This is a genomic window from Candidatus Similichlamydia epinepheli (assembly GCF_003056015.1).
Genome location: NZ_PPEU01000006.1, coordinates 1 through 23,474 on the forward strand (window position 1 = coordinate 1; position 23,474 = coordinate 23,474).

21 protein-coding genes are annotated in these 23,474 nt (G+C 39.7%); 10 read left to right on the forward strand and 11 right to left on the reverse strand.

What is annotated here, in order from left to right:
* The 6 genes from GCCT14_RS00810 to leuS form a co-directional block, all read right to left on the reverse strand.
* The coding region (locus tag GCCT14_RS00810; RefSeq protein ID WP_157952424.1) for an MBL fold metallo-hydrolase at positions 1-704 on the reverse strand (704 nt) is incomplete at its 3' end.
* Positions 701-1,312 carry a hypothetical protein gene (locus GCCT14_RS00815; RefSeq protein ID WP_108623800.1) on the reverse strand — a complete coding sequence of 204 codons (612 nt, stop codon included), beginning with the start codon at positions 1,310-1,312 and terminating at the stop codon, positions 701-703. The genes GCCT14_RS00815 and GCCT14_RS00810, both read right to left, overlap by 4 nt.
* 121 nt (positions 1,313-1,433) lie before the next feature.
* Positions 1,434-1,778, reverse strand: coding sequence for a preprotein translocase subunit SecG (gene secG, locus GCCT14_RS00820; RefSeq protein ID WP_108623801.1), 345 nt, complete (start codon positions 1,776-1,778; stop codon positions 1,434-1,436).
* A gap of 65 nt (positions 1,779-1,843) precedes the next feature.
* Complete coding sequence (locus GCCT14_RS00825; protein ID WP_157952425.1) at positions 1,844-3,325, reverse strand: hypothetical protein; 1,482 nt, start codon at positions 3,323-3,325, stop codon at positions 1,844-1,846.
* A gap of 166 nt (positions 3,326-3,491) precedes the next feature.
* Entirely contained in the window at positions 3,492-4,439 is a 948-nt protein-coding gene (trxB, locus tag GCCT14_RS00830; RefSeq protein WP_108623803.1) for a thioredoxin-disulfide reductase, read from the reverse strand.
* A gap of 3 nt (positions 4,440-4,442) precedes the next feature.
* On the reverse strand, positions 4,443-6,953 hold the full coding sequence (leuS, locus tag GCCT14_RS00835; RefSeq protein WP_108623804.1) for a leucine--tRNA ligase: 2,511 nt from the start codon (positions 6,951-6,953) through the stop codon (positions 4,443-4,445).
* 161 nt (positions 6,954-7,114) lie between these two features.
* On the opposite strand from leuS, the gene GCCT14_RS00840 reads away from it, so the two are divergent.
* Together GCCT14_RS00840 and GCCT14_RS00845 are read left to right on the forward strand one after the other, a co-directional pair.
* Positions 7,115-9,352: a ribonuclease R family protein gene (locus tag GCCT14_RS00840; protein ID WP_108623805.1), complete on the forward strand. Its 2,238-nt coding sequence runs from the start codon at positions 7,115-7,117 to the stop codon at positions 9,350-9,352.
* Entirely contained in the window at positions 9,339-10,016 is a 678-nt protein-coding gene (locus GCCT14_RS00845; RefSeq protein ID WP_108623806.1) for a DUF502 domain-containing protein, read from the forward strand. The genes GCCT14_RS00840 and GCCT14_RS00845 overlap by 14 nt, the downstream gene beginning before the upstream one ends.
* On the opposite strand, the gene GCCT14_RS00850 is transcribed toward GCCT14_RS00845, so the two are convergent.
* Together GCCT14_RS00850 and ruvB are read right to left on the reverse strand one after the other, a co-directional pair.
* Positions 9,952-10,500, reverse strand: a complete 549-nt coding sequence (locus tag GCCT14_RS00850; RefSeq protein ID WP_157952426.1) for a hypothetical protein — start codon at positions 10,498-10,500, stop codon at positions 9,952-9,954. The two genes, GCCT14_RS00845 and GCCT14_RS00850, sit on opposite strands and share 65 nt — an antisense overlap.
* A 92-nt stretch (positions 10,501-10,592) precedes the next feature.
* Positions 10,593-11,678, reverse strand: coding sequence for a Holliday junction branch migration DNA helicase RuvB (gene ruvB, locus GCCT14_RS00855; protein ID WP_108623808.1), 1,086 nt, complete (start codon positions 11,676-11,678; stop codon positions 10,593-10,595).
* Between the two features lie 85 nt (positions 11,679-11,763).
* On the opposite strand from ruvB, the gene GCCT14_RS00860 reads away from it, so the two are divergent.
* The 3 genes from GCCT14_RS00860 (at position 11,764) to GCCT14_RS00870 (ending at position 14,386) form a co-directional block, all read left to right on the forward strand.
* On the forward strand, positions 11,764-12,852 hold the full coding sequence (locus GCCT14_RS00860; RefSeq protein WP_108623809.1) for a hypothetical protein: 1,089 nt from the start codon (positions 11,764-11,766) through the stop codon (positions 12,850-12,852).
* A 3-nt stretch (positions 12,853-12,855) separates the two neighbouring features.
* A complete protein-coding gene (locus GCCT14_RS00865; protein ID WP_108623810.1) occupies positions 12,856-13,554 on the forward strand; it encodes a hypothetical protein in 699 nt (232 codons plus the stop codon).
* Between the two features lie 61 nt (positions 13,555-13,615).
* Complete coding sequence (locus GCCT14_RS00870) at positions 13,616-14,386, forward strand: hypothetical protein (RefSeq protein WP_108623811.1); 771 nt, start codon at positions 13,616-13,618, stop codon at positions 14,384-14,386.
* Positions 14,387-14,549: 163 nt separating this feature from the next.
* On the opposite strand, the gene GCCT14_RS00875 is transcribed toward GCCT14_RS00870, so the two are convergent.
* Genes GCCT14_RS00875 through GCCT14_RS00885 form a run of 3 tightly spaced genes read right to left on the reverse strand, consistent with a single transcriptional unit; the run spans position 14,550 to position 18,867 of the window.
* The gene (locus GCCT14_RS00875; protein ID WP_108623812.1) at positions 14,550-15,251 is read right to left on the reverse strand and encodes a class I SAM-dependent methyltransferase; all 702 of its coding nucleotides are present in this window, start codon (positions 15,249-15,251) and stop codon (positions 14,550-14,552) included.
* Positions 15,252-16,703: a magnesium transporter gene (locus tag GCCT14_RS00880; protein ID WP_192875470.1), complete on the reverse strand. Its 1,452-nt coding sequence runs from the start codon at positions 16,701-16,703 to the stop codon at positions 15,252-15,254.
* Positions 16,704-16,746: 43 nt separating this feature from the next.
* Complete coding sequence (locus tag GCCT14_RS00885) at positions 16,747-18,867, reverse strand: tetratricopeptide repeat protein (RefSeq protein WP_108623814.1); 2,121 nt, start codon at positions 18,865-18,867, stop codon at positions 16,747-16,749.
* A gap of 248 nt (positions 18,868-19,115) precedes the next feature.
* Between GCCT14_RS00885 and GCCT14_RS00890 the strand changes: the two genes are divergently transcribed.
* From GCCT14_RS00890 to GCCT14_RS00910, 5 genes are all read left to right on the forward strand, one after another.
* Positions 19,116-20,096 carry a ketose-bisphosphate aldolase gene (locus GCCT14_RS00890; protein WP_108623815.1) on the forward strand — a complete coding sequence of 327 codons (981 nt, stop codon included), beginning with the start codon at positions 19,116-19,118 and terminating at the stop codon, positions 20,094-20,096.
* Between the two features lie 100 nt (positions 20,097-20,196).
* On the forward strand, positions 20,197-21,105 hold the full coding sequence (gene rnhC / locus GCCT14_RS00895) for a ribonuclease HIII (RefSeq protein ID WP_108623816.1): 909 nt from the start codon (positions 20,197-20,199) through the stop codon (positions 21,103-21,105).
* 18 nt (positions 21,106-21,123) lie between these two features.
* Positions 21,124-21,423, forward strand: coding sequence for a hypothetical protein (locus GCCT14_RS00900; protein WP_108623817.1), 300 nt, complete (start codon positions 21,124-21,126; stop codon positions 21,421-21,423).
* Between the two features lie 5 nt (positions 21,424-21,428).
* Entirely contained in the window at positions 21,429-22,892 is a 1,464-nt protein-coding gene (locus tag GCCT14_RS00905; RefSeq protein WP_108623818.1) for an amidase, read from the forward strand.
* Positions 22,889-23,474, forward strand: a 586-nt coding sequence (locus GCCT14_RS00910; RefSeq protein WP_478209984.1) for an Asp-tRNA(Asn)/Glu-tRNA(Gln) amidotransferase subunit GatB, incomplete at its 3' end; no start/stop codon positions are given. The genes GCCT14_RS00905 and GCCT14_RS00910, both read left to right, overlap by 4 nt.

Sequence of the window (23,474 nt, forward strand, 5' to 3'; positions counted from 1 at the left end):
TGTTTCATAATTTGCATAAAATATATCTGCTTCAAGTTATGCAAACACTTAACATAACAAAGAATTTCTTCAATGGAAGTGTGTTGAGAAGGCACTCTAAAATCTTTCCGCCAATAATTAGTCCCAATAAATGCTATTTTTGCCTCTGATAGCAATTCCGTAATTGATTCATTCCATTTAGCTACATCAGTCACGAATGCAACTTGTCCAAACCTATAGCTAGTTACTTCTTGATTTCCATGCTTGTGAAATGAACAATGAATTGGCGGGAAGCTATCAAAATCAAAAATTACTTTTTCTGTAGATAAAATCTCACGTAAAGAAAACGATAAAATACCTTTCTCAATGCATTCCCAAGAAGAAAAGTAATGAGACCTCATCCCCTCAAGAGTAAAATTGGACATAAGACAAGGGATTTTATATTCATCCTTACAAAAGGCTCTCAAATCAATTAACCCACCTACGTGATCAAAATGATAATGAGTCAGGCAAAGTCCATCTATTTTATGCAAATTATGAAACAATAACGCGTTTCTTAAGTCTGGAGACGCGTCTATTAGTAAGTTTTTTCCTTCATGTTTCACTAAAAGTCCAGTGCGTCTTCTGCGATTTTTAGGGTCAGAAGAATTACAAACACGACAAGAGCAACCAAGAACAGGAACACCCAAAGATGCGCCACATCCAAGAACAGTAATCGAAGTCATTTCGGAGCCCAAGTGTGGAATTTTTTTCTAATCATTCTTAAAACACCAGGATGATGGTAGTATACCCAATCAGTATCGTTACGATCACTACCAAATGAGCGTTTTGGGATAGAAATTCGAAAAAGAGAACCATCCGGCCCAAATTCAATCTCTTGATACACAAAAACACTGAAGCTCTGTGTATCGGAATCGATCGAAGAAACAATGATACGAACAGATACAACTGTATCATCCCAAACAATTGCATCTGATAACCCTTTGGAAAGGGGCTTGTCGGATTGAATCAAAGAAAAAATGTCTTCGTAATCCTCAGGAAGCAACCTACTAGTAAAAATCTTACCTCTCTCATGAAAGAAGACAACCTCAATCTTATTGAGAATACATTGTATCTGTCGTCCATCTCCTGGTAAACGATAGGCGACACGCACCTGAGAAAGGTTTTTGGGAGCTGTTAAAACTCCTTTGACAGCAAGAGACGACTGCCTTCCATAAAAATAAAAAAGTCCAAAGCAAAGGATTGAAACTAAAATCCCACTACCTATCACGATGAAAGAAGCGACGGTTTTGTGCCTATCAACCGAAATTACATCATCTCCCTCATCCGACATTCCAACTTCTCCTTTCAGGAATACATTGTGACCTGAAGACTTTCTAAACTCGGATAGGTTTTAATTGACCATGACTAAAAAGAAAACCCACTACTTTTTATCGCTTTAATTTTTAAGCAAGTTAACTGGACAATTCCTGATTATCTTCCTCTTCCAACAAAATCTCCTGAGGAGGAACTACATCGACCTGTCCTGTATCAAGTATGGAAGGAGGCTCAAGCTTAGCGGTCCAAACTGACAAAAATACACAGGTCGTTAAAAAAAAGAGTATCGACCACGAAGTAACTTTTCTCAACACCTGCGCAGCAGAGGTGCCAAGAAAAAGGTGAGCGTTACCACCAACAGACACCCCGCCCAAGCCACCGTCACCACCTCTGCTTTCTTGAAGAAGAATCACACAGCATAAAAAGACTACAAAGCCTAAGTACGCAGAAAGACAAAAAGGATAGCTCCAATCTAAAAACATGAGACGAAAACTCCTCAGAGATTAAGACCATTAGCGATTAGTAGAACATTACGCCATACATAATCTTAAATGTCATCGTCGCTCAAATCACCACGAATAGCGTTCAACAACCAACCCTTCGGTGGGCTCCAGAAAAAACCGTTACCTGTCATTACTTTTAAAGCCAACATCGCCTTCTTCAATTTAGGAGCAGTCGTTAAATCTTCCTCAAATCCACGCCAAAAGAGGACGCATCCAGACGCTGAAACAATGATTTCCCGTGGAGGCAACACCCAACCAGTAACCTCTTTAGTGCTAGCAGACAAAATAGAATCCCGAATAGTCTCCAAGATATACGGATCTGCGGACATAAGAGTAATATCACCAACTTCTAAGTCAAGGAATTTTGGAGCAAACAGATAGCGTTTCTCTGCACGATTGAAAGACTTTCGACCAAGTAAAATATCCTTCTGTTGCGCGGCAAGAGATAGTACGTAAGCAACAGCAGATGCACTTGTACGAGTTAAGCCAAATTCATCCGAGCGAGATGCCTCAAGCAAATAACCACGTGCCATCTTTATATCTGAACTTAGATCACGAGCAAGGATGCCTCTTTCTAAAATAACTCTAGCTCGCAACTCCTTAGGAGTCTGAACTGACGATCCTAAATCCAACAAAAACACCAATTGGTTGAATAGCTGCGCAGAAGTAAACTCACGAGAAAACAACGATTTCCATTGAGCAACCCAACTGATATCGCTAGATCTCTCTATAATTGGACCGTGTTTTGCAACTAACTTCTGTTCCTGATTACTGGGAGCGAGAAGAGGGCTATTCCTACTTGTATAATCTCTTATTGTGAAGAGCAATTCCTCTTCCGACATTGACTTTCCAAGGGAAGCCAGTTTATCAAGAAAATCTCTCCCAATATCAAAAAAATATACTGAAGATACAGAACGAACTCCGATAGATAACAAGTCCTTTGCCTGTGAATGAGGAAGTGAAAAAAAATCACTCAAAAAGGCAGTAACAGACGGTTCTGAGCTGTCAAACGGAGAACAAAAAGGAACAATCACCCAAACGGAACCAGCAAGATAAGAAGCAGGATCTCTCGGATGCCATTTGTTCATAAGATCAACCAACTCCTCAACAGGCAAACCAAGAGCCAAACGGCACCTAATCAACCCTCTCAAAGCACCCACATGGCATACGTCGATTTTTTTACCTAAACGACGACCCTCAGCAACTACAGATTCGTAAAGAGAAGCAGCATTTTCATGAGCTCCTTTTTTCTCTAAACAAGCAGCCAAGTCATTAGCAATAAGATGGACAATCTTTGTTCTTGTGTTAAATGCCTGGCTATTTTTCCCTTCTTGAAGTGCTACCCTCAAAAGTGGCTCCCCTTGCTGGTATAAGCCACGAGAAACTTTCTGATTCCCCGTTATCCATGCGTCTGCTCCCTTAGGAGAAAGGCAAAGACAATTCAGTGGGACATATAGGCAAAGAGCTACAAAGGAACTCAAACTGGTCAAATGAAACGATTTTAAAAAGGAAAACAAGGAAAACATTGAAACTTCGGTTGTGTTTCAGGGTAAGTTAAGAAATTACCAATTTCTGGTGACAAATGAAAACACCCGACTTGGGGGTGACACCATTATAGCAAATAGAACAAGTAGATGTGAAGCTATCACAACCAAAAATAGTCAAAAAACATGTCAACTATATCAAGTTATACTAAGGAATGCGAGGAGCTAACCATTTTTCACAATCAAGCGCCGCCATACAACCAGATCCTGCAGCAGTAATAGCCTGCCTGTATTTATGATCAGTGACATCTCCAGCAGCAAAAATTCCATTAATACTAGTTTGAGTTGTTCCAGGAGAAGTAACAATGTATCCCATATCATCTTTCTTCAACAGATCACCAAGAAATCCTGTATTCGGGCTATGTCCAATTGCAAAGAAAAGACCACGCACATTCAGTGGAGAAACAGCTCCAGTTTGAACATTTTTCAGCTCTATTTCCTCTAAAGTTTCAGACCCATTTGCTCGCTCTAGTACAGAGTTCCAAATAACTTCAATCTTTGGATGATCGATAACCCTTTTCGCCATAACTGGCGACGCTCGAAATTTGTCTCTTCTATGAATAACGTAAACTTTTTCTGCAAATCGAGTTAAAAATATGGACTCTACCATAGAAGAATCTCCACCGCCAATTACTGCAATTTTTTGATTGCGAAACGCCGGTAAAGATCCATCACATACTGCACAAGCAGAAATTCCCTTCTGCCAAAAACTGTCCACACCGGGAACTTCTAACTTTTTAGCAGTGGCTCCAGTTGCTACAATAACCCCACGAGCTAAAAATCCCCCCTTATCAGTATTTACGCGAAACCTGTCCCCTTCTTCTTGAACCGATATAACGTCCTGTTCAACAACTCTTGCTCCGAATTTCTCACATTGAGCTCGAAATTTCTGCATCAACTCAGCACCAGAAATTCCATCTGGAAACCCGGGAAAGTTCTCCACATCAGTTGTCGTCATTAACTGACCTCCTACCGGGCCAGAAAGAAATCCTCCTAAAACAAGTGGATTAAGCGTGGCTCTCGCAAGGTAAAGGGCCGCAGTATATGCTGCCGGGCCTGAACCGATTATAATTACTGTGACTTCTTCCAACTTCATTTCTTAACTCGTAACTATATTTAGTATTTTATCTTGTACAAAGATGTAGTTCTTCACTTCTACTCCCTGTAAGCAACGCTGAATTGCTTTTTCATTTTGAGCTAATGAAAGAACCTTTTCCTTGTCACTGCCCTTTGGACAAGAAATAACTGCTTTAGTTTTTCCGTTCACACAGAGAGCAACCGAGACAATATCTCCAAGAAATCCGCTCCATTCATGATCAAACTTTGGGAAACTCTCGGAAGAGAGCAAAGAAGAGCCACCTATCAATTGCCAAAGCTCCTCCGCCAAATGAGGTGCTAATGGACAAAGAAGCTTCAAAAAAACCTTAAAACACTTCAGGGGGAAACAGTCAGCCTTCTTTGCAGCGTTAACAATTTCCATCAACTTAGCAATAATCGTATTGAATGACCACATTTCGTATTCATCAAGGATTTCACGGAAATTTTTTACGAACACATTTAGGAAGTCTACCATTTCATCAAGATCACAATCTATTACCTTCCCCTCGCTCCAAAAGGAATAAACCTTATTAAGAAAACGCTTGCAACCACATAATCCGTCATCTGACCAAATTTTTTCCTTTTCCAATGGGGAAATAAAAATTACGTAAAGCCTCACAGAATCTGCGCCAAAATCTTTTATCAAATCATCTGGAGAAACTCCATTTAGCTTCGATTTGCCCATCTTTTCAATTTGAGAGATAACCTTTTCACCTGTTGCATTCAAAAAATACTCTTCTCCTCGATTCTCAACTTCATCAGGAGATACGTACACTCCTCCATCCTTTCTAAAAGATCGATTCAAAACCATTCCTGGATTTTTTAACTTCAAAAATGGCTCTGGTTGCTTAACAAGGCCACAATCAAAAAGCACCTTATGCCAAAATCTTGCGTAAAGCAGATGTAGAACAGCATGTTCAGATCCGCCAATGTAAACGTCAACAGGCATCCATTCGTCTTGGGCCTTCTCAGAACAAAACTGCTCTTCGTTTCTTGGATCACAAAAACGAAGAAAATACCAGCAAGATCCAGCCCACTGTGGCATTATGTTTGTCTCCCTTTTAGCAGACATTCCAGATTTAGGATCTTCCAAAAAAACCCAGTTTGGAACCGAATCCAAAGGACTCAAGCTATTTTCAGGAGGTCTGTATGAATCAACCCGCGGAGATGTTAACGGTAATTCGTCTAGATCCAATGCTCTAATTGTTCCATCTTCAAGGTGGAGAATAGGTATTGGCTCCCCCCAATATCTTTGCCTAGAAAATAACCAATCTCTCAACCGGTAAGTGATTTTCTTGCGCCCTTTTCCTGTGCTTTCAAGCCATTCTATAGCTGCATCTCTGGCCTGGATGCAAGGAAGGCCAACAAGAGAGAGATGCTCCGAGTTACTATTGAAACATGTTCCGTCACCAGTATGAGGTAGAGCAGAACATTCTTCTGATGAAATCACCACTTTTATCTCTAACCCATGATCACTTGCAAAAGCAAAATCGTTTTCATCATGAGCAGGAACCCCCATAACCGCACCTGAACCAACATGAGGCAATACATAATCTGCAACCCATAATGGGACACGCTCCCCATTCACTGGGTTCCTAGCATACGACCCTAGAAATAAACCACCGTTAAGAGAAAAATTTTCCCTACCTGGAGACAGTCTTTTCTCTATAAAAGCACGTAAAAGTGGGGCAATAGACTTGTTGACGAGTTGACCAATGAAAGGATGTGTGACAGCAAGGGCAATGTAAGAAACACCAAAGAGAGTTTCCGGTCGAGTAGTAAATACGGACAGCTCTATATTGCTGCTATCAACAGAGAAATAGACTTCAGCCCCTTCTTTTCTGCCAATCCAAGACAGCTGTTGTTGTTTGATTTCCTCAGGCCAATCAATAAGATCAAGATCTTGAATTAACCTGTCTGCATATTTTGTTATGCGTAGCATCCATTGACGCAACGGTTTAAGAATTACCGGAAATCTCCCTTCTTTACTAAACCCGTTATCAACTTCTTCGTTCGCTAAAGCGATCTGCAAATCTGGGCAATAATTCACATGCACTTCTGCTTCGTATGCAAGTCCTTTTTTATAAAAAAGACTAAACATCCATTGTGTCCATTTATAAAAATTGGGATGAGAAGTTGCAAGTTCCCTTCCCCAATCGTAGGCATATCCCATTGATTGAAGCTGTTTACGAAACGAGCGAACATTGATTTTGGTCGTTTCCCGAGGGTGTGCACCAGTTCGAATAGCATATTGTTCAGCAGGCAACCCAAAACTGTCCCAGCCCATTGGATGCAACACATCAAATCCCATCATTTTCAAATACCGAACGTATACATCTGAATAGGTGTATCCACATAGGTGTCCCATATGCAATCCACTGCCCGATGGATATGGGAACATGTCAAGTATATATTTTTTTTTATGACCCGGGATACGAACAGCACAAAAGACGGTTTTATCTGACCATTCTTTCTGCCATTTCTTCTCTATGAATCTGTGATCGTAGCCCACGATATATTGCCCCCATGTACATTCGCCAGTTCAATCTCGATCCGGTAAGTCTACTCGACAAGGGCTCGATCTACAAATCAAAAGCCTTGCATACGTTCTCATCTCTTCCCGAAGAAGGATTCCTGTGGTAGGATCAGCCTTGTCTCTCACGGAGTTTAAACATGAAACAGGTAAACCAGGGCGTAAAGGGAAGAAGAGCAAAACAAAATCTTTCTGATCAAATTACACCAGAAGACAGGACATCTTTTGAAAAAGAAAGAATTAAGATGCTTGTTGCATCTACTCTAGTTTCCAAAGGCCCTTTACCCCCAATAGAAATCGTACGATCCTTTAAATTTGGACCAGAAAGTTACGAAATCCTAAAAGAAGTCCTTCATTCTATGGTTGTGGACCGTACAATCGGAATTTCTGCTGATGATTGTTTTTTTTTTCAAGGACCAATCGAATGTGAAGGTAGAGCTTCTTTACACGTTCGTGGTTTCGGATTTGTATCAATAGAAGGTTGGGCACAGGACGTTTTTGTCCCAAAGTGTTCCACTGAGGGGGCTTGTAACAGAGACCTCGTGCGAATTGTAGTAGTTGCCAAGAAAGATCGTCCAGCCGAAGGAAAAATCCTATCCATTCTTGAAAGAGGGCAATCTGAAGTGGTCGGTACTATCACCTCCATAACTCGGCAAAAGGGAACTGCATACTCTGCAATGCTTCAAGGACAGTTCGTTCAGGTTAAACTTCCTAGATCAAATAAAGTAGTAGTCGGTGACAGAATTCTTATACAGATGAAAAAGTGGAGCATTCAGCACATAGAAGGGGAAGGAGTTTTTGTTCGCAAGTTAGGACACATTGATGATGCTTCAAAAGATATAGAAGTTGCGCTTACAGAAAGGTCTATAAGATCCGATTTCCCTAAAGACGCTCTAGAAGAAGCAGAACTACTCGCCCAAAAAGGAGTTGCTATAAACGGAAGAGAAGATTTCACAAAATGGGAAACAATAACTATAGACCCATCAACGGCGAAAGATTTTGACGATGCACTATCTATAAGAAAAAACAGAGCTGGTGGATATCGCTTAGGAGTGCATATTGCAGATGTAGCTCATTATGTTCCTCAAGGCGGAGCTCTTGACAGAGAGGCAAGGTTAAGGGGGAACTCTACCTATCTGCCAAATCATTGTGTTCCAATGTTACCGCCCTGTCTGGCAGATGATCTTTGTAGCTTGAGATCTGATGTTAAGCGTTTGACTGTTTCAGTCATTATGAATTTTGATTCGGAAGGAACTCTTTTAAATCAAAAAATTGTTCGTTCAATAATTCAAAGCAAGGCACAGCTTAGTTATGAGCAAGCAAGAGAGATCCTAGACAAAAGCAAGGAAACAAATCCTTACTTCAATCAGTTAAAAATGATGGTCGATTTATGCATGCTCCTCAAAAAAAAGCGCCGAATTCGTGGCGCTGTCGATATGAATTTGGACGAGGTGAAGGTCATATGCAACGAAAAAGGAGAGGTCGTTTCACTTCAACAAATACCGTATGACATCACTCACCAAATGGTGGAGGAGTTCATGGTAAAAACAAATGAAGTAGTAGCTCTTCACCTTTCGAAATCTGACATTTCTACAATATACAGAGCACACGAACCTCCCTCAGAAGAAGCATTTAAAGAATTTCTTGCGCAAGCTGAATCATGTCATTTCTCTATTCCACGTACAGAAGACGGAAAAGAAATAGACGTCCCTGCCCTTCTGTCAGATGCCAATCAAACACCTTTTGGACGGTTACTTACTCTTGATTACATTCGCAGTATGAAAATGGCGTTTTATCAAGTTGAAAATATCGGACATTTTGGCTTGAGGTTAACTCATTATTGCCATTTCACGAGCCCAATTCGACGATATTCTGACTTGGTTGTCATTCGCTCTTTATTTGGAGAAATCGAACCTATTCCAGCACTTCAAGAAATTTCTAAATTCATATCAGGGACTGAAAGAAACAGTGCTAAGGCAGAGCAAGGCGTTCTTCATTTAAAGAAACTTCGCATGTTATCTCGCTTGTTTTCAGAAGGGAAAACAACATTTTTTGCAAGAATATGCAAAGTTAGATCATCTGGACTTGTTCTTGAGTTGCTTGACCTCTTTTTAGAAATTTTTTTACACATTTCTCTAGCATCGAGAGATTTTTTAGTATTTGACGAGGAAAATTTTTCTTTGTCTTCAAGAAACGGCACAATATACAGATCTGGAGACACGATGGAGGTAGAGCTTGTTTCAATTGATTTATTGACTCAGAAAGCTAGATGGAAAGGTCTTGCACACTACAGTCTTGACCTAGGACGAAAACATCCCTTACCTGAACATCCACACAGGAAAAAAAATCCACGTAGGCGTTTCGATGGCTCAAATTAAAAAAAGGCAAACAGGAAACTCATTTCGAAACTATTTTCTTTCAGGCATAGCAATAATTTTGCCGCTTGTTACTACAGTTGTTGTTGCCAAATTTGCTTTAAGAGTTCTTACAACGCCGTTTGTGTCGGCAATTTCATTTCTTTTGGGGACTGACATTGTTTATGAAAATCACCTGCTTTTTTATCTGGTAGAAGTTGCCGTACTAATTCTTATGATTATTATGACTGTTCTAGTTGGGGCAGTCACTAGGTGGTACATTGTCAAAAAAATGGTTGAGATAGGAGAGACAATCCTTCACAAAATTCCATTCGTTCGCATTGTTTATAAGGCCTCTAGAGAGGTAATGCAATCGTTCGTCGCCTCCTCAAAAGCGCCTTTTAAAGAAGTTGTCCTTGTTCCGTTTCCTCAATCTGGAAGTTATGCTATTGCTTTTCTTATAAAGGAAGAGGGCAAATGGGATAAAGAAAATCCAGGCACTATTTTCGCATCTGTTTTCGTGCCTACTACCCCTAACCCAACCACTGGGTTTATCTTATTAATTAAACGTGATCTTATTGTCCCCACAGATTTTTCCATGGAAGAGGGACTTAAATTTATAATCAGTTGTGGAGTAGTGAACCTCGGAGATTCCCTTTGGCCGAAGGATCAGGAATCGCCAAAATAGACTCCTCAAGGTATCTGCATATCTCCTTTTGCGTTGCAGGAAGTGAAAAAAGAAAAAGATGATCGAATGAAATAGGATTCAAAACAAGGCAAGAGGGAAGAGGGAGTTCTCCCATCCCAAGGTTAGAAAGCACCTCTTTTAAAAACAAGAATTGCAATGACCCACTATTTCGCCTGATCTCCACGCAGCAAAAAACGAGAAGGTTTTTCCAAGATTGAAGAATAGAACAATTTCCGAAAAAAAGTTCTCTCATTTGATCACAACAAGAGCAACTTCCTCTTTCGTGTGCAAAAAAGACAAAAAGACGTTTATGCTCATCTAAAGCTCTCCTGGAAGCAGTTGCGTAATCTGTCTCATATTCTACTGAATGAGGAGACTCAAAAAAATATGGAGCCCCTTCTAAAACAGTCCCAAGCTGCAAGAACACAAGAAGGAGTAAGCTAGCTAGCTTTTCAAAGCCATTGCTACAACACTTTATAAGCACCTTTTTTCTCCCAAAAACAAAAACTTGTTTAAAAAGAGCAGGAGCAAAGTTATGGCTCCCACCTAAATGTATAAAAACATCTATATAAGCTTTCATTCGTGGTCAATAGACGGGCCTTTTAGCCTAGCTAAATAATCTCTACCTTTCTGCGTCAAACGTCGTCCGCGAGATGAACGAACTAAAAAACCTTCCTTCAGAAGGTGAGACTCATAAAGTTGCTCTATAGTTTCTACATTTTCTCCGAGATGAGAGGCCAAAACCCGGATGCCAACGGGTCCTCCGTCATACAATGTTTCTATAAGAGAAAGTATTTTTCTCTCAGTCGGACTCAATCCGAAATCATCCACTCCCAACAAATCAAATGCATCCAAGGCAGATTTTCGCGAAATAGTGGCCCCTCGAGATGAAAGAAGGAAACTACGACTCCACTTTAAAAAATGTAGTGCTAACCTGGGAGTTCCCCTAGATCTAATAGCAATTAAACCAGCTGCTTCGTTATCAATATCGACTTTCCATTTTTTTGATGCCAAAAGCAATATTTTTTTTAATTCTTCAACTGAATAGCTCTCAAACGATAGAGCTGCTTCGAAACGAGTAAAAAATGCATTAGATAACCTTCCTGGATATGTTGTTGCACCTATTAGTGTAAAAGGTCGCAAAGGAATAGCTAAAGAACGAGTAATACGATGACGTTCTATTAGTAATTCCAAGGAAAAATAATCCATCGCATTGTACAAAGACTCACTACAAGCACGGTTAAGAGAATGTATTTCATCTAGAAAAAGTATCTCACCTCCACTCAATCTAGATAGCACAGAAACAAGGCTAGAAGGAGTCTGTATAAAAGGACATGATATTGCCTCAATGGATGTGTTCATCTCACAAGCAAGTATCTTGGCAATCGTCGTTTTCCCTAGTCCTGGTGGCCCTAAAAAAAGAATATGAGGGAGCGGCTTCCCCTCCTTCAAACAAGCAGAACAAAGCACACGAAGTTGATTAACAACACGTTCCTGACCAACAATTTCTCGTAAAGTCATCGGAGCAAAAGATAGAGAAGGATCAGAAGTAATTAGTTGATCATTTGCCTTTTTTCTTGAAAATCTTTTTCCTTTGTCATCTGGGTCTTGTTCGTTACGACAAGAAAATATGCGTGTGCGTCTCACATTTGTTTCCTTCATCACTGCTCTTGATTTATTGTACGAGCCGCCTTAAAATCACACCCGTAAATTCTTCTGCTCTTTCATTGATCAAGGACTCTATTGCGTGACAGATTGTGACTACGGACAGAAAAGTGAACAAATCGAGCGGTCGTCTTCTTACGATTGGAAGCGACTAGAAAAAGAAAAGTCCTCACTGGCACTTGCCGCTATTCAACAACGAGCAAAGCTTCTTCAAAGCGCTTATCGTTCTCTTGACGATCAGAAGACGCTTTCGGATGCCCTTTCAAAACTGCTTATGTGCGCTTCTAATATGGAAGGAGATCCTGTAAAAGAAAAAGAAAGAACATCTCTGCTGAATGAGATGCAAATAGTATTAAACCTTTTCGAGAGGAACAATTCGTCTCGATTCGATGGGGCTTTTCGGGTTTTTGCTTATCGTTTTCTGAAAACCGGACAAAGAAACAATCTTGAGAAACTCATCGAGATGTTACTTGAAACATACGAAGAGGATTTTCAAAAAAAGTCTTCCGAGGCCCTTGCAAAATTGGAAGCTTCATCTTTCTACCCATCGGATATGACTTCAACACATGATATTGATCAACCAATCAAGCCCTCTTTAGCTCCTTCACTTTATAATCTTGACCCAAAAATTTTTCCAACAGAATCATTGAATACAAGACAAAAAACACTCCATACGTCTCCTTATGTAGCATCTTCATCGCAAACTTCATCTTCAATAGCTGGGGAATCAGATTGTATTTGTGATGAAAGGTTAATTGCAATTCTCAGTCACAATCTCGATCGCTCTGATCAAACCATTCACTCCATGTTAGATAGTCTTGAAGATCAAAACACAGCCAGAACCTCTCTACGATTATTACTTCAAAAAATACCTACATTGCCGGACAGAGTAACGTCAATAGATGATTACCCAGAAATTAGACGTGCAATACAAGCAGTTTCGGAAAAATTGTCAGATTACGACTTTTCTTGGAACAACGAAGAAGAGAAAAGAACTGTAATGAATGGTGTATTACATACTTTAACTGAAAACAGTTACGAAACTAAATTAATATATTCAAGAATGTCTCAGGAAGTATCTAGACGTGCAGAACTCGTTAAGGTTTTTGGACATATTGTTAATTCTATCTTCGACTGTGAAATGAAATTTCTGAAAAATATGAGATGGTAATATTTGACTAATCCAACAAGCAGACATTTACAAAGAGATATAGAACGATCAGTCCAACAATCTGATTCTTTGCAAGATTTTCTTGCCTCTCAAGCAGAAATATCTGATGCAGATAGAAAAAAGGATCACAACAGTGATCGCGAATCGATAAGAGAGGAAATCAAATATCACGAAAAGGCTTCTATAACTCATTCTGCCCTCAAGGTCTCGTCTTTTGTATCAAATCTACTTCCGTGGATGGCTTTTGGAGCGACACGCATTCCTCGCATGGGAATGTTTGGCCTATCTTGTGCTGCCTGTAGTGTGTTCCTTGACTTATGCTTAAAGAGAAAAATATCTACTAAGTTAGGTCGATGGCCTTTTTATTCGGCAAAATTTATCGACATTGTTTCTTCTGCTTTTTGTTTAAAATCATTTTTAAATGGGCCTGTTGGATGGCCAGCTAAAATCTTTACAGGCATATTATCGGTTGGACAATCTGCCATCTCTTTGTACGGAGACCGTTGTCAGAAAAAAATTATCAAATTGGAGCTGAATAGAGAAGTTTTCAAAGTTCGTCAAGATCAAAAATCGACAAATATAAAGTTGCTTTCCAAAACTTTTTCTTCCTCCATGAATTCAGATGGAGCAGCTCTTGGACTGGTAAGGCAACTTTCGATTTTTCAGGATCAAGCATTAGAAAATGTTTTGAAAAGACAGTGACACTTGCTTCCATCTCCTCTATAATTCGCGTTTTTATGTTCATCTAGGAGCTATGTAGGGCATGTTACGTACGTGTGGTTTATTTTACCGGTTGACTAGACAAGCCTCTCCCCTTTTAGGCGATAAAAAAGATCCTCCTTCAAGAGTCGCAAGCTATGCTGCTCGTGCATTTTTTGAAGATACTCCTGATGAAGAGGAAATCAGACAAAAAAAAGACTCAAGAAAGCGTGAAGAGGCTGAAGGAGTTCTGGCTTCCGCTCGTTATGCGAGAAGCCTTGGATTAACGTCAGATACAATTTATTCCTCTACTAACATACAAACGGATGAAGCAAGACTAAGGCGTGTGATTGGAGATCCCATTCACAGAATGTGCGCGGTTCTTATCAGTTCTTCAATTTCTTGTTTACAATCACACAGACTTTTGGGGCGAGCAACAAAACTTAGTTGGAAAAGAGTTCTGGATGATCTTAGCTCTCACAATTCAAGTATTCGCAGTAAATCTAGCAGCCTATTTTCTTTGTCCACGGTCGGTTGTGCTCTCGTTGGTGGTTCTCACCTTTTGCACTTAAATAAAGCCAAGTTACCAGGTGTAATGCAAATGGTGGGTGAATCATTTAAAACAGGTAAAGGTACGCTAGAGGTTGGGCTTGTAGACACATCTAGAACAAAATACAGTACGCTCAAAGAGCTTCATTTTGGAGCAGTTAATCAATGTAACAAAGTTTGTGAGACTCTTCAGTCAAATGTAGACTCTGCCTCACAAACAATTCAGAGCATCGAAGATAAAAGAAATCAGGAATGTTCATCTATACTTTCCGGAAGAGTAGGATGACCTGGAAAGGTACATCGTTGTCCCTTTTATTATTTCGCCTATCCAAAGAAGGTCGCATAATGTCTAATTTGATTTTTCTTTTTGACAAACCAGAAATGCAATTGAGGCCAAATGAAACTTTACGCCTTTGTATATTACACCGTTTGACTCAATGTAGTTATCGTCATGAGATCATTCTTGATTCTTGTAAACGCCTATCTCGGTATCTTTGAAAATAAACCCCGGTTTTACCCCATCCAAAATCTTGTTCCATTTCTTTTTCGAGCAAAAAATTTGGAGCAAAATCGGAAAGTGGACACCCCACCGTAATAATCAGTGGTCTGTGATGAACGTGGGACAACCAGACAGCCAGATCAGCCATCAATTCATCATCTGCAAGGGAGGCATAGAAGTAGATCACTGTTGCTTGCTCTAGAGGAGCTGAGCATAGATCTCCAATAGAAAAACTAGCATCCTTGACTCGAAGTATAGTAGCTAAAAATTTTGCCTTTTGAATAAAAACAGGAACACTATCGACCCCTATCACTTTACAACCTAATTTAGATAAAGACCAAAATAGAAGCCGTCCTCGTCCGCATCCCAAATCCAGAAGCACATCTTTTTTGCCTAGATGAGCTTCCCAAGCAATTTTTCTCCAGGTTCGTAAAGGGGTCTCTCCATACGGAACATTTGGAAGATTACCCTGATTCTCTTGTTCCCAGAAGGTACGACAAAGTTTGTAAGGATTAGAAAACAAATAAAGAAGAAATATAAACAGATCCTTTTGAGCAAAAGAAGGACAACAGCAATATTCTTTAAACGTCCAAAAGAACGAGATCATCTGAAATGCTTGAAATCTAAGGACAGTTCTTAAGTTTTCTAACACTCAGACCCCAAAAAGTAATCTAACCATGTACTGAGCGAGCAAAAAATACATCGCAGTTGAAGTAACATCATTTATCGCGGTTACGATTGGGCCAGATGCGACGGCCGGGTCAACTCCTATCTTTTCAAAGAAAAGAGGAAACAACACACCAAGAGTAGTAGCGAAAAGACAAGCCCCACTTAATCCTATTCCAACAACTAAGCCAAGTTCCCAAGGATGAATAGCCACGCCTCCATACAAGCAAAATAACTTTTGCAGCAATGTAATCATGACTCCAGCAAAACATCCGAACAGCAAACCAGCAGAAGCCCCGATTGCAATTTCACGAAATACAACCATCAACGTAGATCTTTCAGGAACCAATCCTGCAGCAATTCCACGAACCAAAACTGTACTACATTGCAATCCCACATTTCCAGACATCCCATTGATCATAGGAACAAAGTGCAGGAGTATTCTATCCTTAACTGGAAATCGAGAAAGATTCCCAGCATTCAATAGACCAGCGCAAAGAGTTATAACTAACCATGGTGCGCGAGTTAAAACACCCCTTAATAGAGGGGTTTCACCTTCTATTTCCTCACCAGTTCCTGAGATATGTGCGATTGTTTTATCGGCTTTTTCCTCAATCGAATCTAGAACATCCTCATAAGTAATAACACCTAAAAGGACACCTTCACTATCAACAACCGGGACATCGGTGTCTTTATATCTATCAAAAATCTCAATCACCTCTTCTATAGGAGAATCAGGAGTTACAACTTGCGAAATAGATCTCATAACTCTTTTCAAAGGCATACTCAGTGGATAAATCAATAGAGCCCTCGATGGAACAAAACCACAAAGCGTTCCAGACTTCTCTAATATGAAAACACGCAGTAAAAAATCAATTTCAGGGTGTTCTCGAATGAATACAGCAGCATCTCCTATCGTCCAATTAGCCTGAAAAGCAAAAAAGTCCCTTGACATAAGACGCCCTACCGTTCCTGGAACATATCCACGCTGAGCCGAAATTTTTGCCGATTTTTTAGGCTCCAAAAGAGCCATGATCCTATGTTCTCTACCATAAGACAAAGCCTCAATCACTAGAAGAGCCTCATCAACAGGCAGCGACATGATAATCTTAGATACATCTTCATCACATAACGTAGAAGCAATTACCTTCTTAGTAGACTTTCCAGCACTAGCAAAAAACTTCACTCTACGTTCAAATGTTTGAAGCGCTTCGTAAATATAGATTCTTTGTTCAGTCATACAACTTTGCGAAACATGTGCTAAATCTTCTGGTGAAGATTTAGCACATAGACAGAGTAATTCATTCCAAAAATGCTTTTGAGAAGACAAACTGAATATACGTAATAGTTTTTCATACAGGAGACTATCTCGAATCGCATAACGCTTCGGAGCGAAGTATTTTTGTTCTTGAGTGATTTCCGAATTCGTTTCTTTCAAGATCAATCCTCCTGAGTTTGATTTTTTACAACATGCAAAAGAACTATCTATTCCGAGTCCAAAACAAAAAATCATCATCTGACTCATCGGAAGAGTAAGGACCCTCATCCAAACTGCTCAGAATTTCAAGAAAGTGCGACTCATTACGCAAAGGTTCTAACCAATTGTCCTCTAAAACCTCATCAAGCGAAGGAACAACTCCAACCTCAACTGCTTTTGAAAAACATTTTAACGCTTTGTCAAGATCACCGCGAACTGCATAAATACCGGCCAAGTTGTACAGAACCATCTGATTTCCTAACCGCAATGATATTAAAAACTTTTCTTCCGCCTCCTGAAGGTGTCCGTCATAATACGACAGAATGTAATGTTGTGGAACAGAAGATTTGATAAATGCAAGAATACAAAGCCCCCATTCACCCCACACAACATCGTCTTCTGGGTCAATTTCAGAAAGAATTCGATAATGCTCGAATGCTTTAAAAAAACATTCCGGATCAGATGTTGCCTCTGCTAAATGAGAAAGCGCAAAAGCAAAAGCTAAACGAATGTGAAATGCGTTCGGCTCAATGTTTTGAGCAAGAGCCAAGGACTGAACTGCGCGATCATAGAAGCTTTCGTCACCAGAATAATCACCCTGTAGGTCTAATGCACATCCATGCTGATAAAGCAACTCTGCATCCAATCTCACCCCCATTGCTTGATATTGATCAATAACAAAAGAAAATTTTGATAGAGATTCATTTAAAAGATCTCTGCTCCCTATAACTTCGGATGCACGCATAAGGGCAACAGCCCAGTCTAGGTTAATCCAAAGATGTTCTTCACATAAATCAGAACATTCGCTGAACTCAATCAAACATTTCTTAAATAGGTTAACGCTGCCTGTTGTTTCTGCTAAAATAGAATAGGTTTGTGCAAGTCCTAAACTAATCCAACTACACTTCCCTACTTGAGATACTGCAGTTTTCAACCGTGCTAACGCACTCTGAAAAAAGCGAGAGTCGCAAAAGTATTTCCCTTGCTCTAGCAATACCAGTGCATGACGATAGTGATGAACAGGTTCGTCTAGTTCTTGATCAATAACTTCAAGTAATACGTTTTCTGCCTGACGAAGCAGTGTTAGATTGTCATCATAAGATCCCAAAAAAGTTTGGCAACAGCTAAGTAAGCTTCTCAATTTTGAATTAGCGGGGTCCATCGCTAGACCAATTTGTAATTTATCGCACGCAATCCGTAAAAATTGAACTTGTTGACGGATTCTACCAACAAAATAGTACAATTCTGCCCATTGTAAACTTACTTCTATTCGATTAGCTCCCCTAGCCAAAGCACCAGAAAACGCTTCCTCTGCCTTTGCAATAGAGTCATCAAATCCTTGATAAAGTAGAAGTCTCGTGTAGAAACGAGCAAGAAGCAACCAAGCCTCTGGACTTTCTGGAGATAAATTAATAGCACGAGCAATCAATGCCTCTGCTTTGTACAACAAGTCAGGAGATGCAACACGTTGAGAAAGGGCAAGAACGCAATCACCGTACGAGATCCAAAAGCCTACCTTGTTTGCATTTTTTTCCTGAGTTTCTGAAAAACACCTGATCGCCTTAGCATAGTCTCCTATTTCTCCTGAATTCTTGGCTGTAGCAAGCAGTAACTCTGCCCAAAGAAGGTGTGTTTCAGCGTCAATACGAGACGAAGATACAATTGGATTAGCCAAATCGTATGCCTCTTGCAAGAGACTTGTCGAATTTAGCCAAAATGATTGAGCAGCTAATACAACACGCAAAAATAGGTGCAATGAAGGAAGGTGCAAAGAGGAGGCTTCTAAGGCTTTTCTCAAACGATAAACAGCTTGACTTAATGCACATATATTCTTTGCATTCAAATAGCAGCTCCAAAAAGTTTGCCCCTGAAGATAGGCAACGTAGTGACTCATGGGAGCAACCCTAGATGCAAGCTCAAAACAATCTAACATCTTTATCGCAATTCCAGATGTAGACTCATTTGCAAAACCTCTTCCCTCGTAAACCAAAGCCTCTGCAAATAGCTCTCGATCTTGAGCAGACCAAGTCAACCATGACATTTCATGTTTAAATCTTTCTAGAAGTGAAAAATTTTGTTGTTCTAGGGCCAATCTTAGAATTGAAGCTTTTGAACTCTCATTCATTGTTAAAGAAGCCCTCCTAAATGATCACGTTACATACAAAACAGATTTGTGCTAGCCAGAAGAATAGAAGATATCAATAAAGGCAGGCCTTAACCATTTGCACAACACCTAATATCCAAGATACTTAAATGAGGCCCATGAGACGAACCTTTTTTGACCATTGTGTCAAAAGGTTTCTCAAGGTTAGAGCTTTAGCTTAAGAAATCCCTACCTCCCCAATTAAAGTAAGATTTTCTCACGAGGAACGTATGCCACTTATTTCTATGCGACAATTGCTTGATTGTGCGGCAGAATATAACTTCGCTGTCGCAGGATTCAATATTAACAATATGGAACAACTTCAAGCTATAATGGAAGCTGCGGAAGAGTCACAAAGTCCAGTAATTATTCAAGTGAGTCGAGGCGCGTTGAAATACGCAAAGGATAAAATAATACAGCGAATGGTACAAGCTGCAACAGAGATTTATCCAGATATCCCGATTGTTCTACATTTGGACCATGGAGATTCCCTGGAAACTTGCAAAAGAGCCATCGATCTAGGATTTACCAGTGTAATGATAGATGGATCAATTGATCCAAAAACAAAACTGCCAAATTCCTATGAAACAAACAGAAATTTGACCAGTGAAGTGACTGTATATGCACACCGACACGGTATTTCCGTAGAAGGAGAGTTGGCGTGCATCGGATCAATTTCTGACGCAAAAGCAGGTAAAACTCAATTCGAACCAGAAGATCTTCTCACTGATCCAAAAGAAGCCAAGCTTTTCGTAGAAGAGACAGGAATAGACTCTCTTGCTATTGCAATAGGAACAAGCCATGGTGTCTACAAATTTAAAAAACGTCCAACAAAATCAGTTCTTTTTATCGATCGCATACAAGAAATTCATAAACAAATACCTAATTGCCACCTTGTTATGCATGGTAGCAGCTCTGTTCCCGAACATTTGATTGAAGATATCAATAAATATGGAGGCGAAATACCTGAAACGTATGGGGTCCCTATAGAAGAAATTCAAAGAGGTATCAAGGCCGGAGTAAGAAAGGTTAATGTCGATACAGATCTTCGCTTAGCTATGACGGCTGCAGTAAGAAAATTATTGTATGAAAAAAAAGATACATTCGACCCAAGAAAATATATGGGTGCGGCTAAAGATGCGATGAAAGCTATTTGTCTGGAAAGAATGGAGGCCTTTGGACAAATTAACAAGATGCAATTTTTTAAGTAGTTGTTACATTTAATCGAGAAGGGAAAGTTTTCTTTAAAAAAGAAAAACCTGTAATACTTCTTCTTGTTTTTTCTTCGCCTTAAGAGATAAGGAATCAAATTTGAGCGTTCATGTTTTTCAATTAGACAATTCTAAGTGGAAGCTTCTCGAAACATTTCTTCTTGATAACGGGTTTGTACAAAAGAAAATTGCTCCACATGTAGTTTTTCTTCTGCAAAAATCTGGAGTTTCTTGTTGCCTTTACGAAAGTGGCAAATGTACCGTTCAAGGGAAGGAAGGACCTTTTCAAGAGTTTATCGAATTTGTACTAGAACCATTCCTAGAAGATTTCTCCTATTCTCTTGGTAAAATAGAAGATTCATCTGTGCGCATAGGGACGGATGAAAGTGGTAAGGGAGACCTTTTTGGCCCTCTTTGTGTTACTGCCGTTTTTATTGATACATCAACGGAACAAAAATTGAAAAAACTTGGAGTTAGGGATAGTAAAAAGTTGTCTGACCAAAGAGCAATATCACTAGCTCAAGAAATTCGAGAAATATGTCGATACAGGTCCTTAAGACTTGTTCCATCCACTTATAATAGGCTATACGATAAGTTTGGGAACCTTAATCTTCTTCTTGGGTGGGCTCATGCTAAAGTTGTTGCTGATTTAATAAAAGAGACAGGCACACCAGATAAGTTGGTTGTTGATCAATTTGCTAAAGATCAAAAATTATTAGAAAGAGCATTTGCAAAAGAAAACATAAATGTGCCACTAGAGCAGCGTTTCAGGGCAGAGAGCGATATCTCAGTAGCGGCAGCATCCGTAATTTCTCGTGCCATATTTTTGGATTGGATCAAGGATACTTCAGAAAAAATTGGACTGTTGTTGCACAAGGGATCGGGTGAAAAGTCTCAGGACAGCCTTGAAGCATTCATGAACAGGGAAGACACATCACTGATTTTCGATATAGCAAAAATGCACTTCAAACAAATCAAAGAAATATCAACAGAAAAAACCAATTTCTAACAAGAGCGTAGGAGGAATATGGATAATTCGAAGCAAATGAAATATATTTCATTGGAAGAGATGTACGATCTCGCGCGTCTTGCGGCAATCGATCTAGATATGGAAGAGTTGGAAGAAATTAGGTTTTCTATAGGTAGTTTTTTAGAAAATTCTTCTGAACTATTGAAAAATCAACCCCTGGAAAACTCCACTTGGCATGAAACTGTTTTTGGTAACATCCGACTTGAAGATCCTGTTGTAATGGATGGTCTTTTTGACAATGCTACACTAACAATTGCAGGATTGGTTTGCTCTCCACCTGTATTACAAAATGAGTAAAAAATATGCCGACTAAAGACTTATACAAACTTTCTGCCGAAGAATTAAATAAAGGATTTGTACGTGGGTTATTCAGTGCGGAGGAAATTGCAAGTCATTTCTTGGATAGAATTAATTCAATCGATCCATTTGTTAATGCCTTCATCGATGTTTTCAGTGATATTATTGAGAAAGGTAGAAAATTAGACGAAAGAAGGGCCCGTGGAGAAGCTTTTGGTAAACTTGCTGCTGTCCCAATCAGCATCAAGGACTTAATACATGTTCAAGGGAAGAAAACGACTTGTGCCTCCAACCTCATGAAAGAGTATGTTGCACCATTCAACGCGACAGTTGTTGAGCATATGGTAAAAGAAGATGCGCTTCTAATTGGAAAAGTTAATTTAGATGAGTTTGGAATGGGTGCACTAGGCGCCAATTCTGCTTTTTCAATTACCAAAAACCCCTGGGATACATCTCGTTTTGCAGGGGGATCATCAAGCGGATCGGCGGCAAGTGTTTCGGCAAGAATGTGCCCACTTTCACTTGGAAGTGATACAGGAGGATCTACTCGCTTCCCTGCATCCTTTTGCGGGATTTACGGATTCAAACCTTCTTATGGATCAATTTCTAGATATGGATTAGTCTCTTTTGCATCTTCACTAGAACAAATAGGGCTATTCTCACACAGTCCTGAAGATTTGAAATTGCTTTTTTCCTGTATTAATAGAGATTGTAAATTCGATGCTCAATGGAAGAAATCAGAAGTAAATACTGGGGTTAATCGTCCTTTTAAAGAGGTTTCGATTGGGTGGACTCCAGATCTATTTGATGAATCTTCACAAGAAGCTGCTCAATGTGTGAATAAAGCTGTACAACAACTACAAGCGGCTGGGGCTAAGCTTGTTCCACTTCGACCATATCCCCTCAGTACATGGATAAATGCACCTATCGCTTACCAAATCATTTGTTGTTCAGAGGCAAGTAGTAATTTATCTAGATTCGATGGAATTAGGTTTGGTAAGCAAATAACAAAGCCATCATTTGCGGATACAGTATCGGCAACACGTGCTAAAGGGTTTGGCAGGGAGGTTAAAACAAGAATTATCGCAGGAACATATTTCCTTTCTTCTATGCAGAAGAAGAATTATTATTCAGCTGCATTAGAGGAAGTTATGAGACTGAAGGAATTGTACCGAAACATATTCAACAAAGTGGATTTCTTGTTGATGCCTTCAGCCAGTTCAACAGCAATCCCAATTGGAACAAAGCTGTCGTCAAAGGAAAGACACTATCTCGATGTCTATACATGCCCTGTCAACCTGGCCGGATTAGCTAGTTTAAGCTTTCCTGTTCTTCTTTGGGAAAATGGTCTTCCTATAAATTGTCAATTGATTGCCCCAAAGGGCCATGATTTACATATTTTGAATCTAGCAAATCAATTGAAGGAACTATTTCCTGTCATGGAACCTAATATGGATTTGTCAAAATGAGCAATTGGAAAGCTGTAATTGGTCTAGAGATTCATGTCCAATTAAAAACAAAATTAAAGCTATTTAGTCCAGCACCTTCATCATTTATTGATGAGCCAAATAAATTCATCCACCCTTGTTGCACTGGATTACCTGGTGCTCTGCCTAAATTATCACAAGAACCTATTAATCTCGCGATTCGATTAGGTATAGCACTTAGATCCAAAATCGATTCTATTATTCGTTTTGATAGGAAGTCATACTTTTATCCCGACTCACCTAGAGGATTTCAAATAACACAATTCTTCCATCCAATTCTTGTGGGTGGAATGATTGAGATTCCAGTAAATGGGATAGAAAAGCCTATACTTATAAGAGACGTTCACCTAGAAGATGACACCGCAATGCTAAAACATCTTCCTGGAATGACAGGAATAGATTTCAATCGTGCAGGTGTTGCATTACTTGAACTTGTCACTGAACCAAATATCGAAACTCCTGAAGAAGCATCTCTTTTTGTTTCGGAACTCAAGCTTTTACTAGAGTACCTGGAAATATCTGACTGCGATATGGAAAAGGGCCAGCTGCGCATTGACGCGAATT